The organism is Streptomyces sp. NPDC027185 (genome assembly GCF_055567035.1).
This window is the reverse complement of sequence record NZ_JBVHRF010000009.1, coordinates 158,509-179,909: the sequence shown is the minus strand read 5'-3', so window position 1 is coordinate 179,909 and position 21,401 is coordinate 158,509. Positions and strand designations below refer to the sequence as shown.

Below are 21,401 nucleotides of genomic sequence, written 5' to 3'. Positions count from 1 at the left end.
CCCCTCTGCCTATCAGGCGCGATGGCCGCCCGCCCGCCGACGCGGCCGCCGCGGCGCGCGCCTCGCCCGGCCGGTCCGGTGCCGTCCAGGTGACGGTCAGCGGTTCTCCAGCCGGAGCTGGACCTCCTGTTCCTGATCGCCGGCGACGGTGCCGGTGACCTGGACGGCGAAGGCGGGACGGAGGCTGTCCCGCAGCCGGGCCACCGCCCAGTAGCCGCCCTGGAGGCTGACGGAGACGGGGGCGGTCAGCCGGGCGGGGGCGGGCTCCGCCCGCAGCTCGGTCACGTCGAACGTCGAGGTCCAGACGGTGGGATGCGGCCCCGCGACGGCGCGCGGCACGTCGTCCGGCGCCCGGTCGCACGCGAAGGAGGTACGCAGCGCGCTGAAGACCGCGTGCGCGTCCTGCGTCGCACAGTCGGTGACCTCGACGACCACCTCCGCGTCCGGGTGGTACGCCGACGACGGCTCCGGGGGACCTTCGCTGCCCTGCACCGGGCCCGGCTGCCCCGGCTGGTTCGCCTGCTGCGCGCTGTTCACGGTGGGCCTTCCTCTCGCTCGGGCGACATCTCCAGGCTGGCCCGCCCGCCGGACACCTGCGACCGGAGACACCCGGCCCGGCGCAGGACCACGGCGTACGGGTTGCTTCCGGGGCGCGCCGGGACCTCTGGTACGGACGGGTGGCCCGCCACGGCGCGGCGCCCGCCCACGGGCGGGCCTCCGGTGCGGGCAGCGGCAGGAATTCCGGCGGAAATCATGATGTTTCCGCAGTGGTGGCCAGGTCCGCGCACCCGGTCGCCCGTCGGCACCTCGCGGTCGGCAAGACCGCCGGAGAAGCGGAGGACACCCCATGCTCACGGCAATCGCAGATGTTCTCAGGTCCATAGGCAGCGCCATCGCCACCGTTGTCACCCTGCCCTTCAAGGCCGTCGCCCGCCTTTTCGGCGGTGTCGCCGACAGTGCGCACGGCCGTCACTGAAGCCCGCTCCGGGCTCCCGGAGCGGGCTTCGGCCCGCCGTCCGCGCGTGCGGGCCCCGCACCCTCCGGCATTCACCCTCGCCCGGCCGATCGAGCAATAATGGACGGATAAGGCACGAACTACCCGGTATGCCACCGATGAGGTCCCGCCGTTCGGGTCGCGGGGCCGCGGAAGGATGTGGGTGGACATGGACCGCGAGGCCGAGACCGTTCACGAGGCGTACTCCTTCGTCTGTCTGCACTGCGGGCACGGCTGGGAGGAGAGCTACGAGATCCGGCACACCACCGACCTCGCGGGCCGGCGCCGTGCCGTGTACTACTCCGGAGGGGTCCGCGTCCCCTCGCCGCTGTCCCGCACCGAGTGCCCCGCGTGCAACCTCGGCCCGCTCCGTATCCTGCGCCCCGGGCGGGTGGAGTCGGCCCGGTTGTTCCTGCCCTGAGGCGGCGTGCCGGCGGATGGGGCCACTGCGATTCGGTAACGGGGCGCATTCACGGTAATTCGCCCACCGACCTGTGCTTATGCTCAGCTCCGGCGGGGCGGGCCGGGCCGGACACCGCGCCGCCCGTCCCTTTCCTCGAACCGCCGGAGCACCCCTTGGCCGTGGACCCCCCGCAGCAGCCCCTGAGCGCCCGCGTACTGGCCGTACTCCCCTACGGCGTGATGGCCGTGGTCACCGCGGTGGACGTCAGCGCCGGGCCCGGGGTCGGGTTCCTGCCCCTCGTCTCGCTGGGGCCCGCCTTCGCCGGTCTGGTCGGCGGCTGGCGCCGTACCGCCGTGGTCGGCTCGGCGGCGTTCCTGCTCTGCCTGGGGCTGGGGCTCTACGACGGGCTGTTCGAGGGGCGGCGCGGGCTGCCCGCGCTGCTGTCGGTCGCGGGGGTGACGGTCGCCGGTGTGGTGGCGGCGGTGATGCGGCAGCGGCGTGAGGCGGAGCTGGCGAACGTCCGCTCCATCGCGGAGGTCGCCCAGCGGGTCCTGCTGCGGCCGGTGCCGCGCGGCGCGGGCCCGCTGCGGATCGCGGTCTCGTACACCTCGGCGGTGGCCGAGGCGCGGATCGGCGGCGACCTGTACGAGGTGGTGCCCTCGCCCGGCGGCGGCGTACGGGTCATCGTCGGCGACGTCCAGGGCAAGGGGCTGGAGGCGGTGGAGAGCGCGGCGGTGGTGCTGGGCGCGTTCCGGGAGGCGGCGCACGACGAGGCGGAGCTGACGGCGGTCGGCGCGCGGGTGGAGCGGGCGCTCGGCCGCCATCTGGGCGGGGAGCGGTTCGTGACGGCGGTGCTCGCGGAGATCGGCGACGGGCCGTCCGCGACGCTGCTGAACTTCGGGCACCCGGCGCCGCTGGTGGTCCGCGCGGGCGGCACCGTGGACTTCGCCGCCCCGCCCGAGCGCGCCCTGCCGCTCGGCCTCGCGGCGTACGGCGGCGACGACGGGCCGCGGCCGCACACGGTGCCGTTCGCCCCCGGCGACCAGCTGCTCTTCTACACCGACGGGGTCACCGAGGCGCGCGACGGGGCGGGCCGGTTCTACCCGCTCGACGAGCGCGCGGCGCTGCTGAAGGACGACGATCCCGAGGCCGCCCTGTGCGCGGTCCGCGAGGACGTCGTCGCCCACGCCGAGGGCCCGCTCCACGACGACGCGGCGATGCTGCTGGTGCGGTACCGGGAGACGCCCTGGGCGGCCGATTCCGAGGGGCCGTAGCGTCGAGGCGCCCGGTGAGCGCCGGACCGGCCACCGCACGGGGCGGGCGCCGCCGGGCACGGCCGGCAGGGCCCGGGGCCGCTGCGGGCAACTGGTCCGACGGGCCCGCCCACCGGTGGCGGGCCGCTGTCACCCCGCGGCGGCGGGCCGCCGTACCTCGAAGTGGAAGCAGCCGTACTCCAGCGCCCTGACGTGCACCAGCACCACGTCCGGGTCGCTGAACGCCTCGTCGAGGGCCGCGTCGAAACCGGCCGTGGCATCCGCCGGGATCTCCAGCATGCGGCCCCCGGCGATATGCCCCCGGGCGTCGTAGCGGCGCACGGTCCGCAGGGCGCCCGGCCGGGCGAACGGGTAGCCCCCGCCGGGGAGCGGCCCGCCGCAGTCCTCGGCGTGGATGAAGACGGGCCCCTGTTCGTCGTACGCGCCCGGCCCCGCGCCGCTCGCGGCGGCCCAGCGGCGCAACGGGGCGTACGAGACGAGGGCGATCCGCTCGCCGAGTGCGAGGGGGCGCAGGCAGCAGCGGAGCGGGGAGCCCTCGTCGTCAGCGGTCGCGAGGTACGGGGCGCAGGGGCGGCCCGCGTCGTCGGTGACCCGCAGTTCTTCGAGGGCGGCGGCGTGGACGGGAAGCGCGGTGTACGTGGTCATGGGTCCATGCTGGAGCGGCGCCCGCGCACGCACCGGCGGGAAACGGACGTCGCGTTGGGGACCCGGCGGGAGGCGGCCCGGCACCGGTCGTCCTCATCCTTCCCGGTCCGCGCCGGCCCCGGAAACGGCCGTCCGGCAGGCGTCCTGGGCGCCGGCGGCCGGTGGCGCCGCCCTTCCCGTCCCGGTGACCGGGCCGCGTCAGCGGTGTGCGTCACCCCGCGGGCGTTCCAGGGTGACGCCGTCCACCGGGGTCAGCTCGCCGTGGGGGCCGTCGAACGTGTAGTACGTGACCCGCATCCGGGTGCGGCCCTCCCGCGGGTCGCCGGGGTCGACGTCGAAGGCGGCGAAGCCGTGGGTGTGCTCACGGTCCTGGAACGCGCGCCAGGGGGCGTCCTCGGTGAACCACACCGGCTTGCGGTGCCGGCCCTCCTGCTCCGTCGTCAGGTCCACCACCACCCGGCCCTTGGCCTCCTGGAACAGGTCGTCCTGGGTGGTGGCGAAGTTCCCGCCGCCCCCGATGGTCAGGTGCACCGTGCCGCGGCCGGTGTCGGCGACATCGGTGCGGGTCTGCGTCGGCACGGGCGTCCGGGCGTCGTTGGGCAGGGTGCCGCGTACGGGGAGCGAGCGTTCGTAGTAGTGCTCGTGGCCGCCGAGCACCAGATCGACACCGTAGGCGTCGAAGAGCGGGCCCCAGGCGGCGCGGACCCCGAGGTCGCTGCCGGAGCCGCTGCGGCTGCTGGAGATCATCGGGTGGTGCATGAAGACCACGATCCAGTCGATCTCCCGGCTGTGCCGCGCCGCCCGCAACTCGCGCTCCAGCCAGCGCCGTTGGGCGCCTGCGGAGTAGCCGCGGACGTAGGTGTCGCCGGTGTCCTGGATCGCCACGTCGTCGTTGGCGAGCGAGAGGAAGCGGACCGCGCCCACGGTGAACGCGTACCAGAGTCCGCGGGTCTCGGGGGCCGCGGACGCGTCCGACGCGGGCAGCGCGTAGTACGCCTGGTATCCGGTGGTGCCGAGGGGGCCGTTGCCCGCCTCGTTCTCGGCGTTGCCGACGCAGGGCATCCACGGGCGCAGCCGGGTCGAGCGGCTGTTGCCGATGAACCAGTCGGCCCAGGTGGCGACGCGGTTCTCGTGGAACACCCCGGCGGCGGACGCGTAGCAGAGGTCGCCGTTGATCAGGTTGAACAGCGGGCCCACGCGTTCGATCGCGGCCACGATGTCGGCGGAGGCGGCGGTGCCCGCCTGGCTGCTGGTGTACAGCGGGAAGCGGCCCGACGGTGACGGGGTGCCGCTGCCCTCGGGCCAGTGGACGTCGCGGCGCAGATTGGGCGCGCCCTGGTCGCCGAAGCTGGTGAAGGTGAAGGCGGTGCGTCCGCGCGGGGCGGTGGTGAAGGACCCGGTGTCGGGGACGGTCCCGGCGTGCCCGGCGGAGTAGAGATAGACCGTGTCGGGGCGCAGACCGGTGAGCCGGGCGTGGTGGACGTACACCTCCTCCTTCGACAGCGCGTCGCGGTAGGTCACGGTCTCCGCGTCGACGACCGTGCCCGTACCGCCGTCGGGTGAGCCGTACCGGACCTGCGGTCTGCGGACGGACCGCGGACTGATCCAGGACACGGTCATCTGGGTGGCGGGGTCCGTGCCGAACTGCAGGTGGACGCCGCTGACCGCCGGGGTGCCGAGCCGGTGCGGCTGCCGGAGGAGCAGCGGCGTGGCCGGGGGCCCGTCCGGACCGGCCGTGCCGGTGGGCGCCGCCGTCGCCGGGGCCGGTGCCGCGGCGCCCGCGACGGCGCCGGCGGTCGCCGCCGAGCCGCGGAGTACGGATCTGCGCGCGAGTGTCATGTGTGCCTCCTGCCGGAAAGCCCCCCTGCGAGGCGGGAGGTCAGCGTAGGCAGCCGGTGGCCCGCCCGTACGCGGAACGGCGGGCTCCGGGGGACGCGGGGAGGCGGCCGCCGCGCGGCGGGGCCCGGCGGTCAGCGGCGGCGCGGGCGCCGGTGGCGGCGGGGCAGCCGTCCGCGGATCTCCTCGGGCGGCAGGAAGCGGGCCCACCGCTCCGGGTACTCGGCGGGCGGCGGCGGTTCGTCCGCGTCGTCGTCCCCGTCCGCGTCGTCCTCGTCGTCCGCGTCCGCTTCGCCGGTCTCCTCCGGGGCGGCGTCCCGCGCCGCGGCCTCGCGCCGGGCGGACGCCTCCGCCGCCCGGCGTTCCTTCTCCGCGCGGGCGGCGGCCGTCGTGACGGAGGGCCAGACGCGGTCGGTGGCGGCGTTCGTGGCGGCACCGACGAGGACCGCGAACGCCGAGACACCGATCCACAGCAGTACCGCGACCGGCGCCGCCAGCGAGCCGTAGATCGTCGGGCCCTCGACCGTCGCGGTGAGGTAGATCCGCAGCAGGAAGCTGCCCAGGACCCACATCGCCAGGGCCACCACCGCGCCGGGGATGTCCTCCGGCCAGGGCGAGCGGACCGGCACCGACACGTGGTAGAGCGTGGTGAGGAAGGCCACCGACAGCAGCAGGACGACCGGCCAGTACAGCACCCGGATGACGTCCGCGCTCGCCGGGAGCCAGTGCACCAGGGTGTCCGGGCCGACCACCATCAGCGGCAGCGCGACGGCGCCGACGACCAGCGCGCCGAGGTAGAGCACGAACGCCAGCAGCCGGGTCCGGACGATGCCGCGGCGGCCGTCCAGCCCGTACATGATCGTGATGGTGTCGACGAAGACGTTCAGGGCCCGCGAGCCGGACCACAGGGCGAGGGCGAAGCCGAGGGAGACGACGTCGGGGCGGCGGCCGGTGAACACGTCGTTCAGCAGTGGGCGGGCGATCTCGTTGACGCCCTGCGCGGAGAGGACGGCGGACGAGGCGTGGAGGATCTGTTCCCGCACGCCGTCGATGGTGGCCTGTCCGATCCACGGCTCCAGGTAGCCGAGCAGACCGATGAGCCCGAGGAGCAGCGGCGGCAGCGACAGCAGGCAGAAGAACGCGGCCTCGGCGGCGAGTCCGGTGACCCGGTACGTCATGCAGCTGTGGACGACGTCCTTGAGGAGCAGCCAGCCGAGCCGCCGTTTGGAGACGTTGCGGTACAGGACCCTGGCCCTGGTCAGGCGCCCTTCGGGCCGCTCGGTCGGTTCGTTCTCCGGCTGCACCCGCCCACCGTATCCGGGCGGCGCGGGGGCGGCGGGGCGATGGCGGAAGCCCGGCGGCGCCGGGCGGGCGGCCTCAGCGCGGGCCGCCGCGGCGCTCGCGCAGCGCCGCCTCGACGGCGACGTACAGCTCCTCGTCCGGGACGTCGGGGCGGAAGCCGACGAGGACGCCGCGGGCCTCGTAGTAGCGGATCGCGCGGTGGGCGTCGCCGGTGCCGCCGGCCACCGTCCGCAGGTACACCATCAGATCGGCGAAGGCGAGCGCCGGGGGCGGGCCGCTCCGCCCGGCGAAGCGGGCGAGCAGACCGGGCGAGGCGTCGACGACGTACCCGGCGGACGGCGGGTACACCGCCGCCGGGATGGAGTCGGCGGTGCGGCGCGGGACGCGGTAGTGCGCGGCCAGCCGGTCGGCGCGTGCGGCGCGCAGCGGGCCGTGGGCGCCGAGCACCACGACGCGCGGGGCCGCGGCGTCCCTGGCGGCGTTCATGGCGTCTCCCCTCCCCCACCGAAAGCGGCCTTCCGCCGCTTCCGTGCGGCGGCACACGGGGAAAACGGCGTCCCGCCACGGGGGGTTCCCGTGCGGCGACGCCTTTCCGCCCGCCCGGCGTCCGGGGTGGCGTGACGTTTCAGCACCTGTCACGCGTCCGGCCCGCCGGCCAGTTCCACCCGGCCCCTCCGGGCCCGCCGTTCGGTACGGGTGAGGTGGCGCGGGGCGGCCGGCCGGAACCGCGGGGGACGGTGCCCCGCCGGCCGCCCGGACCACGGTCCCCGGGAACATCAGAGGTCACAACGGTTGCGTTCCGTTGCACCGGCTCGATGCAATGGGCTCTCCCGTAACGCGACGGCACGGCCCGGACGGGAGGGGCCCGGCACGACGGAGAGCTGTGTGAGCGAGAGAACGACCGACGGCGACGTCACGGGGACGGCCCATGACGTCCGCGCCACCGCCCGCCGCCTCGCCGCGCTGCGGGAGGCGGCACTCTCCGGCGACGGCGGGCCGGAGCCGCGCGACGTCATCGGCGACTCCTGGCGCCGGGTCCGCGGCTGCGGTGTGGACCCCGACCGCGACCGGCGTGAACGCCCGCTGACCGCCGCCGAGTTGGAGCACCGCAAGGCCGCCTCGCCGCTGGCCGCCGTGCTGCCGGTGCTGCACGACGCGCTGCTGCCCGCCGCCGACGCGGCCCAGCAGATCATGGTCGTCACCGACGCCGACGGGCTGGTCCTGTGGCTGGAGGGGGCGGCGCCGATCCGGCGGATGGCCGACCGGCACGGCTTCGGCAAGGGCGCCGACTGGACGGAGCCGGTCGTCGGCACCAACGCCATCGGCACCGCGCTGGTGGCCCGGCGCCCGGTCCTGGTGCACAGCGCGGAGCACTTCGTCCGCTCGCACCACCAGTGGACGTGCACCGCGGCCCCGCTGCACGATCCGCGCGACGGGCGGCTGCTGGGCACCGTCGACGTCAGCGGACCCGCGCACGGCTTCCACCCGGCGACGCTGGCGCTGGTCTCGGCGGTGGCGAAGCTGGCCGAGGGGGAGCTGCGGGAGCGTCACCACGCGTCGGTGGAGCGGCTGCGGTCCACCGCGGCGCCGGTGCTCGCACGGCTCGGCGGGCAGGCGCTCGCCGTCGACCGGGACGGCTGGGTCGCGGGCGCGGTGGGGATGGCGCCGCCGGACCGGGTGGCGCTGCCGAAGTCGCCCGCCCCGGGACCGCTGTGGCTGCCGCGGCACGGCCGGTGCGTGCTGGAGCCGCTGCCGGGCGGCTGGCTGATCCGCGTCGGCGGCGAGCCGGCACCGCAGCCGCACCGGGCGCTGCTCGACCTCTCCGCGCCCGACCGCCCCGTACTCACCGTCAGCGGCCCGGCCGGCACCTGGACGCACGAGCCGAGCCCCCGCCACGCCGAGCTGCTGTTCCTGCTCGCCACCCACCCCGAGGGGCGGAGCGCCGCGGAGCTGGCCCGGGATCTGTTCGGCGACGGCGGCCGCACGGTCACCGTCCGCGCGGAACTCTCCCGCCTCCGCCGCCACCTCGCCGGCCTCCTGGCCCACCGCCCGTACCGCTTCGCCGACGGCATCGTCCCCGAGCTGCGTCTCCCCGCGGACCCGGCCCACCTGCTGCCGCACTCGACGGCCCCCGGCGTACGGGCGGCCCGGGACGGCGGGGGCGGGGCAGGGTAGGAGCGCCGGGACGGGACGGCTCGCGGGCGGCGGTCGCCCGGGGCCCGGCGGGCGGTACTCCGGTCGGCGGGCCCGGACGCCACAGGACGCCCGGCCGCGCCGCCGGCCGGAACGGCGGGCCACCGCGCACGGCCCCGGCCCGGGGCCGCTGTCGCCGCCCCGCGCGCCCTCCCCCGTTCGCCGCGCCCCGATCGCCCGGTGCGGGCGGTGTGCCTACGGTGCCGGGAGCGGAGCGCGCGTGGCGGGCGGCGTAGGGAGTGCGATGAGCCTGAGGGCCGGGTGGCCGGAGTGGCGGCCGGAGCCGCCACAGCGGCGGCGGACGCCGTGGGGCGCGCTGGCGCTGACCGCGCTGACCGGGATCTTCCTGATCCGTACCGGGCTGCCGGAGCGGCCCGGCGGCCCGCCGCGGCCCGGCCCCGCGCACGCCGCGCCCGCCGACCGCGCCCCGGCCGCCCCGGCGTTGCCGCGTTCCGTCCCCGACCGGGTGGAGATCCCGGCGCTCGACGTGGCGGCCCCGGTGATCTCCCGCGGGCTGGACGCACACGGCGCGATCGAGGCACCGCCGTCCGGCGACACCCGCGTCACCGGCTGGTACCGGGGCGCCCCGACGCCCGGTGAACGCGGTACCGCCGTCCTCGTCGGCCACGTCGACAGCTACACCGGCCCGGCGGTCTTCTACGGTCTCGGCGGGCTGAGGCGGGGCGCCACCGTCGCGGTGCGCCGCGCGGACGGCCGCCGCGCGGTCTTCGCCGTCTACGCCGTGCGGACCTACGCCAAGGACCGCTTCCCCGCCGAACAGGTCTACGGCTCCACCGGCCGCCCCGAGCTACGGCTGCTGACCTGCGGCGGCACCTACCACGCGGGCTCGGGGTACACCGGGAACACCGTCGTCTTCGCCCGGCTCGTCGCGTCCGGGGGCGGGCGCCGGACGGCCGGAACACCGTGATTGGCTGCCGCCATGAGCAGCCTCACCGTCACCACCTGGTACCTCGAACAGACCGCGCCGGACGCCCTGACGCCCGCCGCCGCGCCGCCCGCCGCACAGGACGTCCGTATCGTGCGGGCGCGGCGCCCGCTGCCCGAGTTCAGCCGGTTCCTCTACTCCGCGGTCGGCGGCGACATCCACTGGACCGACCGGCTGGGGTGGCCGTACGCGCGGTGGGCGGAGTATCTGTCGCGGCCCGGCGTGGAGACCTGGGTGGCGTACGCGCACGGCACCCCGGCGGGCTTCATCGAGCTGGACGGTACGGACGGCTCCGCCGTCGAGATCGCCTACTTCGGGCTGATCCCGGCCTTCCGCGGGCAGGGCATCGGCGGCCATCTGCTGTCGTTCGGCACCGCCCGCGCGTGGGATCTGGGCGAGCGGTACGAGGGCCGGGGGCCGACGCGGCGGGTGTGGGTGCACACCTGCAGCAAGGACGGCCCCCACGCGCTGCGCAACTACGAGCGGCGGGGCTTCACGCGGTACGACACCACGGTGGAGCAGGAGGCCGTGACCCGGACCCCGGGCCCGTGGCCGGGCGCCGGCGACACGGCCCTGCCCACCTGGGAGGACGCCGCCCGTACGGTCTGACGGCGACCGGCCGGGCCCGGGGGTGCGGCGGGGTCCGGCCGGGCCCGCACGCCCGGGTCCGGCCCGTCCGCGGCGGTACCCGAAGCGCCCGGCAGCCGCGTGAGCAAGACCACAGCATCTCACTGTACGAGAAATTGTTGTCCAGATTTCGGACGATGGTGGACTGCCGCAAGAAACGCGTGCCACGCTGCGGTCATGTCTCGAACAGGAATTGCGTTGGTGAGCCGACTCCATGTCGACCTCGGCCGCCTGTCCAGCGCGGTCTGTCCGGCGCGCTGACGCCACCTCGGCCCGGGGGTGCACCGCCCCCACAGCTCCGTCCCCCACGCGTTCCCCCCTCCGCCGCCCCTGCCGCGGCGGGCCTCCCGAGACCCCGCCCCCCTTTCACGACGCGCCGCCGCGCGCCGCTCTGTCGCGTGTCCACGCAGGTCAACGCGGGTTTTCCCGCGCCCTCCCGCCTCCCTTGAGCCGCCCCAGAAGGACGTACACCCATGGCCGCCACCCCGGAACGACCCGCAGCTGCCACGACCCGCCGCAAGGCCGGACGCCACCGCGGCGAGGGCCAGTGGGCTGCCGGCCACTTCACCCCGCTCAACGGAAACGAGCAGTTCAAGAAGGACGACGACGGTCTCAATGTGCGGACACGCATTGAGACGATCTACGCCCAGCGCGGTTTCGACTCCATCGACCCCAACGACCTGCGCGGGCGCATGCGGTGGTGGGGCCTCTACACCCAGCGCCGCCCCGGTATCGACGGCGGCAAGACCGCGGTGCTGGAGCCGGAGGAGCTGGACGACGAGTTCTTCATGCTCCGGGTGCGCATCGACGGCGGGCGGCTGACCACCGATCAGCTGCGGGTCATCGGCGAGATCTCCCAGGAGTTCGCCCGCGGCACCGCCGACATCACCGACCGGCAGAACGTGCAGTTCCACTGGATCCGCATCGAGGACGTCCCGGAGATCTGGCGGCGCCTGGAGGGCGTGGGCCTGTCCACCACCGAGGCGTGCGGCGACACCCCGCGCGCCATCCTCGGCTCGCCGGTCGCCGGGATCGCCGAGGACGAGATCATCGACGGCACGCCGGTGATCGAGGAGATCCACCGCCGGATCGTCGGCAACCCCGACTTCTCCAACCTCCCCCGCAAGTTCAAGACCGCGGTCTCCGGCTCCCCGCTGCTGGACGTCGCCCACGAGATCAACGACATCTCGCTGGTCGGCGTCGTCCACCCGGAGCTGGGCCCCGGCTTCGACGTCTGGGTCGGCGGCGGCCTGTCGACCAACCCCAAGCTCGGCGTCCGGCTCGGCGCCTGGGTCTCCGCCGAGGAGGCGGCCGAGGTCCACGAGGGCGTCATCTCCATCTTCCGCGACTACGGCTACCGCCGGCTGCGCACCCGCGCCCGGCTGAAGTTCCTCGTCGCCGACTGGGGCCCGGAGAAGTTCCGCCAGGTCCTGGAGGACGAGTACCTGGGCCGCAAGCTGCACGACGGACCGGCGCCCGCCGAGCCCGCGCAGCGCTGGCGCGACCACGTCGGCGTCCACCGTCAGCGCGACGGCCGGTTCTACGTCGGCTTCGCCCCGCGCGTGGGACGGGTGGACGGCGCCACCCTCACCAAGATCGCCGAAGCGGCCGCCGCCCACGGCTCGGGCCGGGTGCGGACCACCGCCGAGCAGAAGATGCTCGTCCTCGACATCACCGAGGACCGCGTGGACTCGCTCGTCGCCGCCCTGGAGGCACTGGACCTGCGGGTCACCCCGTCGCCGTTCCGCCGCGGCACGATGGCCTGCACCGGTATCGAGTTCTGCAAGCTCGCCATCGTCGAGACCAAGGGCCGCGGCGCGGCGCTCATCGACGAACTGGAGCGCCGTCTGCCCGACTTCGACGAGCCGGTCACCATCAACCTCAACGGCTGCCCCAACGCCTGCGCCCGTATCCAGGTCGCGGACATCGGTCTCAAGGGCCAGCTGATGCTGGACGGCAACGGCGAGCAGGTCGAGGGCTACCAGGTGCACCTGGGCGGCGCGCTCGGTCTGGAAGCGGGCTTCGGCCGCAAGGTGCGCGGGCTGAAGGTCACCGCCGCCGAACTCCCCGACTACATCGAGCGGGTGCTGACCGCCTTCACCGAGCAGCGCACCGAGGGCGAGCGGTTCGCCCAGTGGGTGGGCCGGGCCGAAGAAGGTGCGCTGAAGTGAGCGAACGTGCCGCGCCGTTCCACTGCCCGTACTGCGGCGACGAGGACCTGCGCCCCTGCGACGCGCCCTCGGAGCGGGGCACCGGCGCCGCCTGGGAGTGCCGCGCCTGCAACCGCGCCTTCCGGCTGAAGTTCCTCGGCCTGCTCTCACAGGGGCTGACCGCCCCGTCCCCGTCCGACGACCCCGCCGGAGGTGCCCCGTGACCACCGCGTCCGAACTGCCGCAGCTCGCCGAGCGCGCCGGCCGTGACCTGGAGGAGGCCGACCCGCTCACCATCCTGCGGTGGGCCGCCGAGACCTTCGGGCCGCGCTTCTGCGTCACCTCCTCCATGGAGGACGCGGTCGTCGCCCACCTCGCCTCGCGCGTCGCGCCCGGCGTGGACGTCGTCTTCCTCGACACCGGCTACCACTTCCCCGAAACCCTCGGCACCCGCGACGCCGTCGCCGCGGTGCTGGACGTCAACGTCCTCACCCTCACTCCCCGGCAGTCGGTGGCCGAGCAGGACGCGGAGTACGGCCCGAAGCTGCACGACCGCGACCCGGACCTGTGCTGCGCGCTGCGGAAGGTCAAGCCGCTGGAAGAGGGGCTGGCCGGATACGACGCCTGGGCGACCGGGCTGCGCCGTGACGAGTCGCCGACCCGCGCCCACACCCCCGTCGTGGGCTGGGACGCCCGGCGCGGCAAGGTGAAGATCTCGCCGATCGCCCGCTGGACGCAGGCGGACGTCGACGCGTACGTCGCCGAGCACGGCGTCCTGACCAACCCGCTGCTCCAGGACGGCTACGCCTCCGTCGGCTGCGCCCCGTGCACCCGCCGGGTCCTCGCGGGCGAGGACGCGCGGGCCGGGCGCTGGGCCGGCAGCAACAAGACCGAGTGCGGACTGCACGGATGACGGAACGGACAACTGCGCCCGCCGCAGCGGAAGTTGAGGAGATACCCATGACCGGCGCCACCGTGTGGCTGACGGGCCTGCCGAGCGCCGGCAAGACCACCCTCGCCCGCGCGCTCGCCGACCGGCTGCGCGCCGAGGGCCGCCGCGTCGAGGTCCTCGACGGCGACGAGATCCGCACCTTCCTCTCCGCCGGTCTCGGCTTCAGCCGCGCCGACCGCGACACCAACGTCCAGCGCATCGGCTTCGTCGCCGAACTCCTCGCGCGCAACGGCGTCACCACGCTGGTCCCGGTCATCGCCCCGTACGCCGCCTCCCGCGCGGCGGTCCGCGAACGCCACCGCGCCGAGGGCACCCCGTATCTGGAGGTGCACATCGCCACGCCCGTCGAGGTCTGCTCCGAGCGGGACGTCAAGGGGCTCTACGCCAAGCAGGCGGCGGGGGAGATCTCCGGGCTGACCGGCGTCGACGATCCGTACGAGCAGCCCGAGGCGCCCGATCTGCGGATCGCCGCGCACACCCAGACCGTGGCGGAGTCCGCGGCGGCGCTGCACGGTCTGCTCACCGAACGGGGCCTGGCATGAGCGCCCCCGGGCACGCCGTGGCCCCGGCGCCCCGGGCCGAGCGGCCCGGCGAAGGACAGCCCGACGAAAGGGGCAGCATGACCACGACCACCGGCGCCGCCGCCGGGAGCACCGACTCCGCCGGCCCGTACGCGCTGTCGCACCTGGACGCCCTGGAGTCCGAGGCGGTCCACATCTTCCGCGAGGTGGCGGGCGAGTTCGAGCGGCCGGTGATCCTCTTCTCCGGCGGCAAGGACTCCATCGTCATGCTGCATCTGGCGCTGAAGGCGTTCGCCCCCGCGCCGGTGCCGTTCGCCCTGCTGCACGTCGACACCGGGCACAACTTCCCCGAGGTCATCGACTACCGCGACCGGGTGGTCGCCGAGCACCGGCTGCGGCTGCACGTCGCCGCCGTACAGGACTACATCGACCGCGGTGAGCTGCGCGAACGCCCCGACGGACTGCGCAACCCGCTCCAGACCGTGCCGCTGCTCGACGGCATCGCCAACGGGCGCTTCGACGCGGTCTTCGGCGGTGGCCGCCGCGACGAGGAGAAGGCCCGCGCCAAGGAGCGCGTCTTCTCGCTGCGCGACGAGTTCGGCGGCTGGGACCCGCGCCGCCAGCGCCCCGAACTGTGGCAGCTCTACAACGGCCGCCACTCCCCCGGCGAGCACGTCCGCGTCTTCCCGCTGTCCAACTGGACCGAGCTGGACGTCTGGCAGTACATCGGCCGCGAGAAGATCGAACTGCCCGCCATCTACTACGCGCACGAGCGGGAGGTCTTCTCCCGCGACGGCATGTGGCTGTCGCCCGGCGACTGGGGCGGTCTCAAGGACGGCGAGCGTCTCCAGACCCGTACGGTGCGCTACCGCACCGTCGGCGACATGTCCTGCACCGGCGCCGTCGACTCCGACGCCGCCACCATCGAGGCGGTCATCGCCGAGATCGCCGTCTCCCGCCTCACCGAACGGGGCGCGACGCGGGCCGACGACAAGATGTCCGAGGCCGCCATGGAGGACCGCAAGCGCGAGGGGTACTTCTAGCCATGAGCACTGTTGTTGAGCACGGAGTCGTCGGGCACGAAGCGGCCTCGCTGCTGCGGTTCGCCACCGCCGGAAGCGTCGACGACGGCAAGTCGACGCTGGTCGGACGGCTGCTGCACGACTCCAAGTCGGTCCTCGCCGATCAGCTCGAAGCCGTCGAGCGGGCGTCGCTGGGCCGCGGCCAGGAGGCGCCGGACCTGGCGCTGCTGACCGACGGGCTGCGCGCCGAGCGTGAGCAGGGCATCACCATCGACGTCGCCTACCGCTACTTCGCCACCCCGCGGCGCCGGTTCATCCTGGCGGACACCCCCGGGCACGTGCAGTACACCCGCAACATGGTCACCGGCGCCTCCACCGCCGAACTGGCCGTGGTCCTCGTCGACGCCCGCAACGGCGTGGTCGAGCAGACCCGCCGGCACGCCGCGGTCGCCGCCCTGCTGCGCGTCCCGCACGTCGTCCTCGCCGTCAACAAGATGGACCTGGCCGACTACGCCGAGCCGGTCTTCGCCGCCATCGCCGAGGAGTTCACCGCCTACGCGGGCTCGCTCGGCGTCCCGGAGGTCACCGCCATCCCGATCTCGGCGCTCGCCGGCGACAACGTCGTGTCCCCCTCGGCGCACATGGACTGGTACGGCGGCCCGACCGTCCTGGAACACCTGGAGACGGTGCCCGTCGACACCGACCCGGCGCGCGACGCGGCCCGCTTCCCGGTGCAGTACGTCATCCGGCCGCAGACCGCCGACCACCCCGACTACCGCGGCTACGCGGGCCAGATCGCCTCCGGTGTGCTGCGCGTCGGTGACGAGGTGAGCGTGCTGCCGTCCGGCCGTACCTCCACCGTCACCGGCATCGACGCGCTCGGCCGGGCCGTCGAGGCCGCGTGGGCGCCGCAGTCGGTCACCGTCACCCTCGCCGACGACCTCGACATCTCCCGCGGCGACCTCCTCGCCCCCGCGGCGGGCGCACCGGCCGTCACCCAGGACGTCGAGGCGACGGTCTGCCATGTCGCCGACCGGCCGCTCACCGCCGGGCAGCGGGTGCTGCTCAAGCACACCACCCGGACCGTCAAGGCGATCGTCAAGGAGATCCCGTCGCGGCTGACGCTGGACGACCTCTCCCAGCACCCGGCCCCCGGCGAACTGGCGGCGAACGACATCGGCCGGGTCCGGCTCCGTACCGCCGAGCCGCTGGCCCTGGACGCCTACGCCGACTCCCGCCGCACCGGCTCGTTCCTGCTGATCGACCCGTCGGACGGGACGACGCTGACCGCGGGCATGGCGGGGACCGCCTTCGCGGCGCAGGCGGGCGAGGACACCGCGGCCGACGACGAGGGCTGGGACTTCTGACCGTGCACCAGGACGTGTTCTCGACCTTCGCGAAGGAGGGCGGCCGCATCGGCAGCGGCGCCCTCGGCAGCGGGCAGGGCGGAGTCGGCCGATGTGTGAGCTGACGACGCACCACTTCGCCCGCCCGTTCACGCCCGTACGAAGAACCATCGCACCGCCGGGCGCGCCCTAGAGGGGCGCGTACTGCCCCGGCCCAACGAGAGGAACGCCTCCCGTGCCTGCCGTCCGACCCCGCCATCCGGCGGCCGCCGCCCTCGCCCTGCTGCTGCTCGGGGCGGTCAGCGCCTGCGGCTACGGCTCCGAGGCCAAGAAGGACCCGGCGGCCGAGACCGCCGCCAAGGGTCCGAAGACCGACGGACTGGACACCGTCAAGATCGGCTTCTTCGGCAACGTCACCCACGCCACCCCGCTGATCGGCCTGGAGAAGGGGCTGTTCCAGAAGGAGCTGGGCGGCACGGCGGTGAAGTCCTCGGTGTTCAACGCCGGCCCCGCGGAGATCGAGGCGCTCAACTCCGGCGCCATCGACATCGGCTGGATCGGCCCCTCCCCCGCGATCAACGGCTACGCCAAGTCGCACGGCAAGAGCCTGAAGATCATCGGCGGCTCGGCCTCCGGCGGTGTCTCGCTCGTGGTCGACCCCAAGAAGATCAAGAGCCTCGACGACCTCAAGGGCAAGAAGATCGCCACCCCGCAGCTGGGCAACACCCAGGACGTGGCGCTCCTGAACTACCTGGCGGAGAAGGGCTACCGGGTCGACGCCACCACCGGCAAGGGCGACGTCACCGTGCAGCGCACCGAGAACAAGGTGACGCCGACCGCCTTCCAGCAGGGCGCCATCGACGCGGCCTGGGTGCCCGAGCCGACCGCCGCCAAACTCGTCAGCATCGGCGGCAAGACGCTGCTGAACGAGAAGGACCTGTGGAAGGGCGGCAAGTTCGTCATCACGAACATGATCGTCTCGCAGAAGTTCCTGGCCGAGCACCCCAAGGCGGTCGAGGCGGTGCTGCGCGCCTCGGTGCGGACCAACGCCTGGATCCGCTCGCACCCCGCCGAGGCGGTGAAGGCGCTCAACGACAAGCTCGCCGACCCGCAGATCTCCGGTAAGGCGCTGCCCTCCGACATCATCGGCCCGGCCTTCAAGAACACCGACGTCACCGACGACCCGCTGGCCGCCACGCTCCAGCAGGAGGCGGACCACGCCGTCAAGGCCGGTCTGCTGCAGAAGCCCGACCTCAAGGGCATCTACGACCTGCGGCTGCTGAACAAGGTCCTCAAGGCCGAGGGAAAGAAGCCCGTCGACGCCGCCGGCCTCGGCGACGACTGACGCCCGCACCGCACTCCAGGAGGTGACACCGATGACCACCACCCTCACCAAGCGGCCCGCCGGTACGGCGGACGCGGGCCCGGCGGCCCCCTACGCCGCGCGCATCGACCATGTCTCGAAGTCCTTCGGCCGCCCCGGCGCCCGCCAGCACGTGCTCGACGACATCAGCATCGACGTCGCGCCCGGCGAATTCGTCTGCCTGCTCGGCGCCTCGGGCTGCGGCAAGTCCACGCTGCTGAACCTGGTGGCCGGGCTCGACGCGCCGACGTCCGGCTCCATCGAGACGCCCGGCGGCCGGCCGGCGCTGATGTTCCAGGAACACGCGCTGTTCCCGTGGCTGACCGCGGGCCGCAACGTCGAACTGGCGCTGCGGCTGCGCGGGGTGCCGCGCGCGGAGCGCCGCGAGGAGGCCGAACGCCTCCTCGAACTCGTCCGCCTCAAGGGCGCGTACGGCAAGCGGGTCCACGAACTCTCCGGCGGGATGCGCCAGCGCGTCGCGATGGCCCGCGCCCTCGCCCAGGACAGCCGGCTGCTGCTGATGGACGAGCCGTTCGCCGCGCTGGACGCGATCACCCGCGATGTGCTGCACGACGAACTGACCCGCATCTGGCACGCGTCGAACGACGGCGCCCCCGGCTCCGGCGGCCTGTCGGTGCTCTTCGTCACCCACAACGTCCGGGAGGCGGTACGGCTCGCCGAGCGCGTCGTCCTGCTCTCCTCGCGGCCCGGCCGGGTGGCCCGGGAGTGGCAGGTCGGTATCGCCCAGCCTCGCCGCATCGAGGACGCCGCGGTCGCCGACCTCTCCGTCGAGATCACCGAACAGCTGCGTGGGGAGATCCGCCGCCATGGCCAGCACTGAGACCACCACCGGGCCGGCGGGCGACGCACCCGGCGAGGACACCCCGGCGGACACCGCCCGCCTGGCCACCGCGGAGAGCGGCACGGCCGGAGCCGGAACGTCCGGGCCCGCCGCGCGCCCGGCGGGCCCGGACGCCGCCGGGGCGCCGGACTCCCTGGCAGGTCTGGAGGCCGGGCTCGACGCCCTGGAATCCACCGTCGCCGCCCGACAGCCCTGGCTGCGTACGCTCGCGTCGAAGGCGCTCCCCCCGGCCATCGCCGTCGTCATCGTGCTGGTGTTGTGGCAGCTCGCCTACCACTTCGAGGTCAAGCCGCACTATCTGCTGCCCAGCCCCGTCGACGTGGCCCGCTCCCTCCAGGAGAAGTGGCTGGAGGGCACACTGCTGGGCTATGTGTGGACCAGCCTCTCCCGGGGCGCACTCGGCTTCCTCGCCTCGGTGGTGCTCGGCACCGTGCTCGGGCTGATCGTGGCCCGCGTCAAGGCGGTGCGGGCCGCGATCGGGCCCATCCTCAGCGGGCTGCAGTCGCTGCCGTCGGTGGCGTGGGTCCCCGCGGCGATCATCTGGTTCGGCCTGAGCGACGCCACCATCTACGCGGTGGTGCTGCTCGGCGCCGTCCCGTCGATCGCCAACGGCCTGGTGGCCGGCGTCGACCAGATCTCCCCGCTCTATCTGCGGGCGGGCAGGACCATCGGCGCGACCGGTGCGGCCGGGGTACGGCATGTGCTGCTGCCGGCCGCGCTGCCCGGCTACATCGCCGGCCTCAAGCAGGGCTGGGCGTTCTCCTGGCGTTCGCTGATGGCCGCCGAACTCATCGTCAACGCACCCGATCTGGGCACCGGTCTGGGCCAGCTCCTGGAGCAGGGCCGGGAGTTCCAGGACATGCCCTGGGTGCTCTCCGCGATCTTGCTGATCCTCATCGTCGGTATCGGTATCGAACTGCTGGTCTTCGCCCCGCTCGAACGCCGGGTGCTGCGCAGCCGCGGACTCCTGGTGAAGAGCTGACCCATGAACGTCTCCCCCGTCCTCCTCGTCGTCGCCCACGGCAGCCGTGACCCGCGGCACGCGGCGACCGTCTCCGCGCTCTGCGCGCGGGTGCGGGCGCTGCGGCCGGGGCTGCGCGTGGAGGTCGGGTACCTCGACTTCAACGCGCCGTCCGTACCGCGGGTGCTGGAACGGCTGGCCGCCGAGGGGGCGCGGGAGGTGGTGGCGCTGCCGCTGCTGCTCACCCGTGCCTTCCACGCGAAGTCGGACATCCCGGCGGCGCTGCGGGAGGCCACCGCGCGCCTGCCGCGGCTCACCGTCCACCAGGCCGCTGTGCTCGGCCCTTCCTCCCTGCTCACCGCCGCGTTGGAGCGGCGGCTGGGCGAGGCCGGGCTACGGCCCGACGACCGCCGCTCGACCGGGGTCGTCCTGGCCGCGGCGGGCTCCAGTGACCCGGAGGCGATCGCAGTGATCGCTGAAACCGCGCGGGAGTGGCGGCGCACCGCTGGTTGGTGTGCCGTGCGACCTGCGTTCGCCTCCGCATCTCTGCCCCGTACGGCCGACGCCGTACGGGCCCTGCGGGACGAGGGCGTCGCGCGCGTCGCCGTCGCCCCGTACGTCATCGCGCCCGGCTTCCTGCCGGACCGCATCGCCCGCGGCGCCCGGGAGGCCCGCGCCGACGTCCTGGCCCCGGTCCTCGGCCCGGCCCCGGAACTGGGCCGGCTGCTGCTGCGGCGGTACGAGGCCGCGGCCGACCGCGCCGCGGGTCCTTTGCCGGCGCTCCTGGCCTGACCGGTCCTTCCCCGCACGGGCCGCGGCGCACCTCGGGCGCTGGAGAACCGACCGCTCCGGGCCCTCGCCGGGCGGGGGATCGGCGAGGGCCGATGCCCGTGTCCGTGCCCGATGAGAGAAATTCAGGCGCTGCCGGACATGGGCGTTCCTCTCCACTCCGGGGAAAGGAACCATCCGCCGCAGCTCCTCCCCCCGGACCACGGTGTTCCCCCTCACGGGGACGGCCACGCGTGAACGCCGGAAAACCCTCGAACAAGAGGAATCACCCTCCTTACGGAGGGCGCTCTCGAAGGTCGCTTCCTATTACCCGGAAGTGGCACTTCCGGCGTTTTTCCCTCACGGCCCGGAATGGGCGAGCACGCACGCACCGCGGGCCGGGTGGACACGTCGACGGATGTGCCCACCCGGCCCGCGGCAACGTCTGCTCGCTGAAGACGGTGCGGGAGGCGTCAGCGGCCATGACGAACGCCTTGAGGCTCTCGCACCGCACGCAGGGCGGTGGATCCTCAGAGCAAGGAGGGCGTCGGCGGCGTCTCCGTCTTCCACAGCGGATCGGTGCTCCACGCCTCCATCTCGCCCTTTCCTTCCAGAGGGATGCGCACCGGGTGCGGGCAGTACCGGAAGCCCTTGAGTCCCATTGCCTCAGGCGCCTTCCATCACGATCATCCTGATAAAGCCCGGTTGATCCCAACCCATCCACGCGGCAGCCTTTTGGATAGGTCCCTGTTCAGTGACGTGGCTAGGCGGAAGTTGGGACATACCCACCGACGAAATGTGCACTTACAGTCGCCGTGTGACCTCTCACACTTCCGCTCTCCCCGAGTTCCGCGTCGAGCTCGATCGTCTCCGCTACACCGCCTCCACGGTGGCGGGAGGCACCACCGAGACGGACGCCGCGGCCATGGAGCAAACCTTCCGCCGCAACGAGACCGCCCGGCGCCACCGCACGAGGGGCCTCGTAGATCCGGGACCAGGACGGCCGGGCGAGCAGCGCGCCGGTGCATACCCCCTTCTCCCTGATGCTCTCGGGGAACAATTTCCTTTCATGGAGGATGCGATTTTCAAAGAGTGCAGCAACTTCGCTTCCCAGCTTATTTCCTGAGGTGACGGACGCAGCGGGAAGAAGAATATAGCCGGCCTCGCCCGGTCCGCGCCCGGGGAGGTATTCCCGGGCACCCCCTCACTGATGGTCCGCTGACATTTCATCGATTT

The 21,401-nt window shown here is 74.1% G+C and carries 24 protein-coding genes; 18 read left to right on the top strand and 6 right to left on the bottom strand.

Annotation, left to right across the window (positions count from 1 at the left end):
• Positions 1-96 precede the first annotated feature (96 nt).
• The gene (locus ACZ4M8_RS26840) at positions 97-492 is read right to left on the bottom strand and encodes a hypothetical protein (RefSeq protein WP_467611855.1); all 396 of its coding nucleotides are present in this window, start codon (positions 490-492) and stop codon (positions 97-99) included.
• A 355-nt stretch (positions 493-847) separates the two neighbouring features.
• On the opposite strand from ACZ4M8_RS26840, the gene ACZ4M8_RS26835 reads away from it, so the two are divergent.
• The 3 genes from ACZ4M8_RS26835 to ACZ4M8_RS26825 all read left to right on the top strand — a co-directional run bounded on the left by ACZ4M8_RS26835 (position 848) and on the right by ACZ4M8_RS26825 (position 2,671).
• Positions 848-976, top strand: coding sequence for an LPFR motif small protein (locus tag ACZ4M8_RS26835; protein ID WP_467611566.1), 129 nt, complete (start codon positions 848-850; stop codon positions 974-976).
• 187 nt (positions 977-1,163) lie between these two features.
• Positions 1,164-1,415 carry a hypothetical protein gene (locus ACZ4M8_RS26830; RefSeq protein ID WP_467611564.1) on the top strand — a complete coding sequence of 84 codons (252 nt, stop codon included), beginning with the start codon at positions 1,164-1,166 and terminating at the stop codon, positions 1,413-1,415.
• A gap of 221 nt (positions 1,416-1,636) precedes the next feature.
• Complete coding sequence (locus ACZ4M8_RS26825) at positions 1,637-2,671, top strand: PP2C family protein-serine/threonine phosphatase (RefSeq protein WP_467611852.1); 1,035 nt, start codon at positions 1,637-1,639, stop codon at positions 2,669-2,671.
• 129 nt (positions 2,672-2,800) lie between these two features.
• Here the strand turns inward: ACZ4M8_RS26825 and ACZ4M8_RS26820 are convergent, their stop codons facing one another.
• The 4 genes from ACZ4M8_RS26820 to ACZ4M8_RS26805 all read right to left on the bottom strand — a co-directional run bounded on the left by ACZ4M8_RS26820 (position 2,801) and on the right by ACZ4M8_RS26805 (position 6,940).
• On the bottom strand, positions 2,801-3,316 hold the full coding sequence (locus ACZ4M8_RS26820) for a DUF1203 domain-containing protein (RefSeq protein ID WP_467611562.1): 516 nt from the start codon (positions 3,314-3,316) through the stop codon (positions 2,801-2,803).
• A gap of 198 nt (positions 3,317-3,514) precedes the next feature.
• Positions 3,515-5,155: a purple acid phosphatase family protein gene (locus tag ACZ4M8_RS26815; RefSeq protein ID WP_467611560.1), complete on the bottom strand. Its 1,641-nt coding sequence runs from the start codon at positions 5,153-5,155 to the stop codon at positions 3,515-3,517.
• Positions 5,156-5,286: 131 nt separating this feature from the next.
• The gene (locus ACZ4M8_RS26810; RefSeq protein WP_467611558.1) at positions 5,287-6,456 is read right to left on the bottom strand and encodes a YihY/virulence factor BrkB family protein; all 1,170 of its coding nucleotides are present in this window, start codon (positions 6,454-6,456) and stop codon (positions 5,287-5,289) included.
• A gap of 73 nt (positions 6,457-6,529) precedes the next feature.
• Positions 6,530-6,940: a hypothetical protein gene (locus tag ACZ4M8_RS26805; RefSeq protein ID WP_467611556.1), complete on the bottom strand. Its 411-nt coding sequence runs from the start codon at positions 6,938-6,940 to the stop codon at positions 6,530-6,532.
• Positions 6,941-7,339: 399 nt separating this feature from the next.
• On the opposite strand from ACZ4M8_RS26805, the gene ACZ4M8_RS26800 reads away from it, so the two are divergent.
• The 14 genes from ACZ4M8_RS26800 to ACZ4M8_RS26735 all read left to right on the top strand — a co-directional run bounded on the left by ACZ4M8_RS26800 (position 7,340) and on the right by ACZ4M8_RS26735 (position 20,189).
• A complete protein-coding gene (locus ACZ4M8_RS26800; protein ID WP_467611554.1) occupies positions 7,340-8,629 on the top strand; it encodes a GAF domain-containing protein in 1,290 nt (429 codons plus the stop codon).
• A gap of 262 nt (positions 8,630-8,891) precedes the next feature.
• Positions 8,892-9,575, top strand: coding sequence for a class F sortase (locus ACZ4M8_RS26795; protein WP_467611552.1), 684 nt, complete (start codon positions 8,892-8,894; stop codon positions 9,573-9,575).
• 12 nt (positions 9,576-9,587) lie between these two features.
• The gene (locus tag ACZ4M8_RS26790) at positions 9,588-10,202 is read left to right on the top strand and encodes a GNAT family N-acetyltransferase (protein WP_467611550.1); all 615 of its coding nucleotides are present in this window, start codon (positions 9,588-9,590) and stop codon (positions 10,200-10,202) included.
• 195 nt (positions 10,203-10,397) lie between these two features.
• A complete protein-coding gene (locus ACZ4M8_RS26785; protein WP_467611848.1) occupies positions 10,398-10,481 on the top strand; it encodes a putative leader peptide in 84 nt (27 codons plus the stop codon).
• A gap of 212 nt (positions 10,482-10,693) precedes the next feature.
• Positions 10,694-12,391 (top strand): nitrite/sulfite reductase, encoded by a 1,698-nt coding sequence (locus ACZ4M8_RS26780; protein ID WP_467611548.1) that lies wholly within the window; start codon positions 10,694-10,696, stop codon positions 12,389-12,391.
• Positions 12,388-12,594, top strand: coding sequence for a hypothetical protein (locus tag ACZ4M8_RS26775; RefSeq protein WP_467611546.1), 207 nt, complete (start codon positions 12,388-12,390; stop codon positions 12,592-12,594). The genes ACZ4M8_RS26780 and ACZ4M8_RS26775 overlap by 4 nt, the downstream gene beginning before the upstream one ends.
• Complete coding sequence (locus ACZ4M8_RS26770) at positions 12,591-13,283, top strand: phosphoadenylyl-sulfate reductase (RefSeq protein ID WP_467611544.1); 693 nt, start codon at positions 12,591-12,593, stop codon at positions 13,281-13,283. The genes ACZ4M8_RS26775 and ACZ4M8_RS26770 overlap by 4 nt, the downstream gene beginning before the upstream one ends.
• A 47-nt stretch (positions 13,284-13,330) precedes the next feature.
• Entirely contained in the window at positions 13,331-13,864 is a 534-nt protein-coding gene (gene cysC / locus ACZ4M8_RS26765) for an adenylyl-sulfate kinase (protein ID WP_467611542.1), read from the top strand.
• Between the two features lie 77 nt (positions 13,865-13,941).
• A complete protein-coding gene (gene cysD / locus ACZ4M8_RS26760) occupies positions 13,942-14,886 on the top strand; it encodes a sulfate adenylyltransferase subunit CysD (protein ID WP_467611540.1) in 945 nt (314 codons plus the stop codon).
• A gap of 2 nt (positions 14,887-14,888) precedes the next feature.
• A complete protein-coding gene (locus ACZ4M8_RS26755; RefSeq protein WP_467611538.1) occupies positions 14,889-16,232 on the top strand; it encodes a sulfate adenylyltransferase subunit 1 in 1,344 nt (447 codons plus the stop codon).
• A gap of 214 nt (positions 16,233-16,446) precedes the next feature.
• Positions 16,447-17,556: an aliphatic sulfonate ABC transporter substrate-binding protein gene (locus ACZ4M8_RS26750; protein ID WP_467611536.1), complete on the top strand. Its 1,110-nt coding sequence runs from the start codon at positions 16,447-16,449 to the stop codon at positions 17,554-17,556.
• Positions 17,557-17,587: 31 nt separating this feature from the next.
• Positions 17,588-18,415: an ABC transporter ATP-binding protein gene (locus ACZ4M8_RS26745; protein WP_467611534.1), complete on the top strand. Its 828-nt coding sequence runs from the start codon at positions 17,588-17,590 to the stop codon at positions 18,413-18,415.
• On the top strand, positions 18,402-19,418 hold the full coding sequence (locus tag ACZ4M8_RS26740) for an ABC transporter permease (RefSeq protein ID WP_467611532.1): 1,017 nt from the start codon (positions 18,402-18,404) through the stop codon (positions 19,416-19,418). The genes ACZ4M8_RS26745 and ACZ4M8_RS26740 overlap by 14 nt, the downstream gene beginning before the upstream one ends.
• Before the next feature lie 3 nt (positions 19,419-19,421).
• The gene (locus ACZ4M8_RS26735) at positions 19,422-20,189 is read left to right on the top strand and encodes a sirohydrochlorin chelatase (RefSeq protein ID WP_467611530.1); all 768 of its coding nucleotides are present in this window, start codon (positions 19,422-19,424) and stop codon (positions 20,187-20,189) included.
• A gap of 506 nt (positions 20,190-20,695) precedes the next feature.
• Here ACZ4M8_RS26735 and ACZ4M8_RS26730 read toward each other — a convergent pair.
• Positions 20,696-20,827 (bottom strand): hypothetical protein, encoded by a 132-nt coding sequence (locus ACZ4M8_RS26730; RefSeq protein WP_467611528.1) that lies wholly within the window; start codon positions 20,825-20,827, stop codon positions 20,696-20,698.
• Between the two features lie 155 nt (positions 20,828-20,982).
• Between ACZ4M8_RS26730 and ACZ4M8_RS26725 the strand changes: the two genes are divergently transcribed.
• Positions 20,983-21,291 (top strand): hypothetical protein, encoded by a 309-nt coding sequence (locus ACZ4M8_RS26725; RefSeq protein ID WP_467611526.1) that lies wholly within the window; start codon positions 20,983-20,985, stop codon positions 21,289-21,291.
• Positions 21,292-21,401: the final 110 nt, after the last annotated feature.

Excerpts from the sequence above, each read along its gene's own strand:
- ACZ4M8_RS26835 (WP_467611566.1), top strand. The coding sequence starts at position 848 with ATGCTCACGGCAATCGCAGATGTTCTCAGGTCCATAGGCAGCGCCATC.
- ACZ4M8_RS26830 (WP_467611564.1), top strand. The coding sequence starts at position 1,164 with ATGGACCGCGAGGCCGAGACCGTTCACGAGGCGTACTCCTTCGTCTGT.
- ACZ4M8_RS26825 (WP_467611852.1), top strand. The coding sequence starts at position 1,637 with ATGGCCGTGGTCACCGCGGTGGACGTCAGCGCCGGGCCCGGGGTCGGG.
- ACZ4M8_RS26820 (WP_467611562.1), bottom strand. The coding sequence starts at position 3,316 with ATGACCACGTACACCGCGCTTCCCGTCCACGCCGCCGCCCTCGAAGAA.
- ACZ4M8_RS26815 (WP_467611560.1), bottom strand. The coding sequence starts at position 5,155 with ATGACACTCGCGCGCAGATCCGTACTCCGCGGCTCGGCGGCGACCGCC.
- ACZ4M8_RS26805 (WP_467611556.1), bottom strand. The coding sequence starts at position 6,940 with ATGAACGCCGCCAGGGACGCCGCGGCCCCGCGCGTCGTGGTGCTCGGC.
- ACZ4M8_RS26795 (WP_467611552.1), top strand. The coding sequence starts at position 8,892 with ATGAGCCTGAGGGCCGGGTGGCCGGAGTGGCGGCCGGAGCCGCCACAG.
- ACZ4M8_RS26790 (WP_467611550.1), top strand. The coding sequence starts at position 9,588 with ATGAGCAGCCTCACCGTCACCACCTGGTACCTCGAACAGACCGCGCCG.
- ACZ4M8_RS26785 (WP_467611848.1), top strand. The coding sequence starts at position 10,398 with ATGTCTCGAACAGGAATTGCGTTGGTGAGCCGACTCCATGTCGACCTC.
- ACZ4M8_RS26780 (WP_467611548.1), top strand. The coding sequence starts at position 10,694 with ATGGCCGCCACCCCGGAACGACCCGCAGCTGCCACGACCCGCCGCAAG.
- cysC (WP_467611542.1), top strand. The coding sequence starts at position 13,331 with ATGACCGGCGCCACCGTGTGGCTGACGGGCCTGCCGAGCGCCGGCAAG.
- cysD (WP_467611540.1), top strand. The coding sequence starts at position 13,942 with ATGACCACGACCACCGGCGCCGCCGCCGGGAGCACCGACTCCGCCGGC.
- ACZ4M8_RS26755 (WP_467611538.1), top strand. The coding sequence starts at position 14,889 with ATGAGCACTGTTGTTGAGCACGGAGTCGTCGGGCACGAAGCGGCCTCG.
- ACZ4M8_RS26745 (WP_467611534.1), top strand. The coding sequence starts at position 17,588 with ATGACCACCACCCTCACCAAGCGGCCCGCCGGTACGGCGGACGCGGGC.
- ACZ4M8_RS26740 (WP_467611532.1), top strand. The coding sequence starts at position 18,402 with ATGGCCAGCACTGAGACCACCACCGGGCCGGCGGGCGACGCACCCGGC.
- ACZ4M8_RS26735 (WP_467611530.1), top strand. The coding sequence starts at position 19,422 with ATGAACGTCTCCCCCGTCCTCCTCGTCGTCGCCCACGGCAGCCGTGAC.
- ACZ4M8_RS26730 (WP_467611528.1), bottom strand. The coding sequence starts at position 20,827 with ATGGGACTCAAGGGCTTCCGGTACTGCCCGCACCCGGTGCGCATCCCT.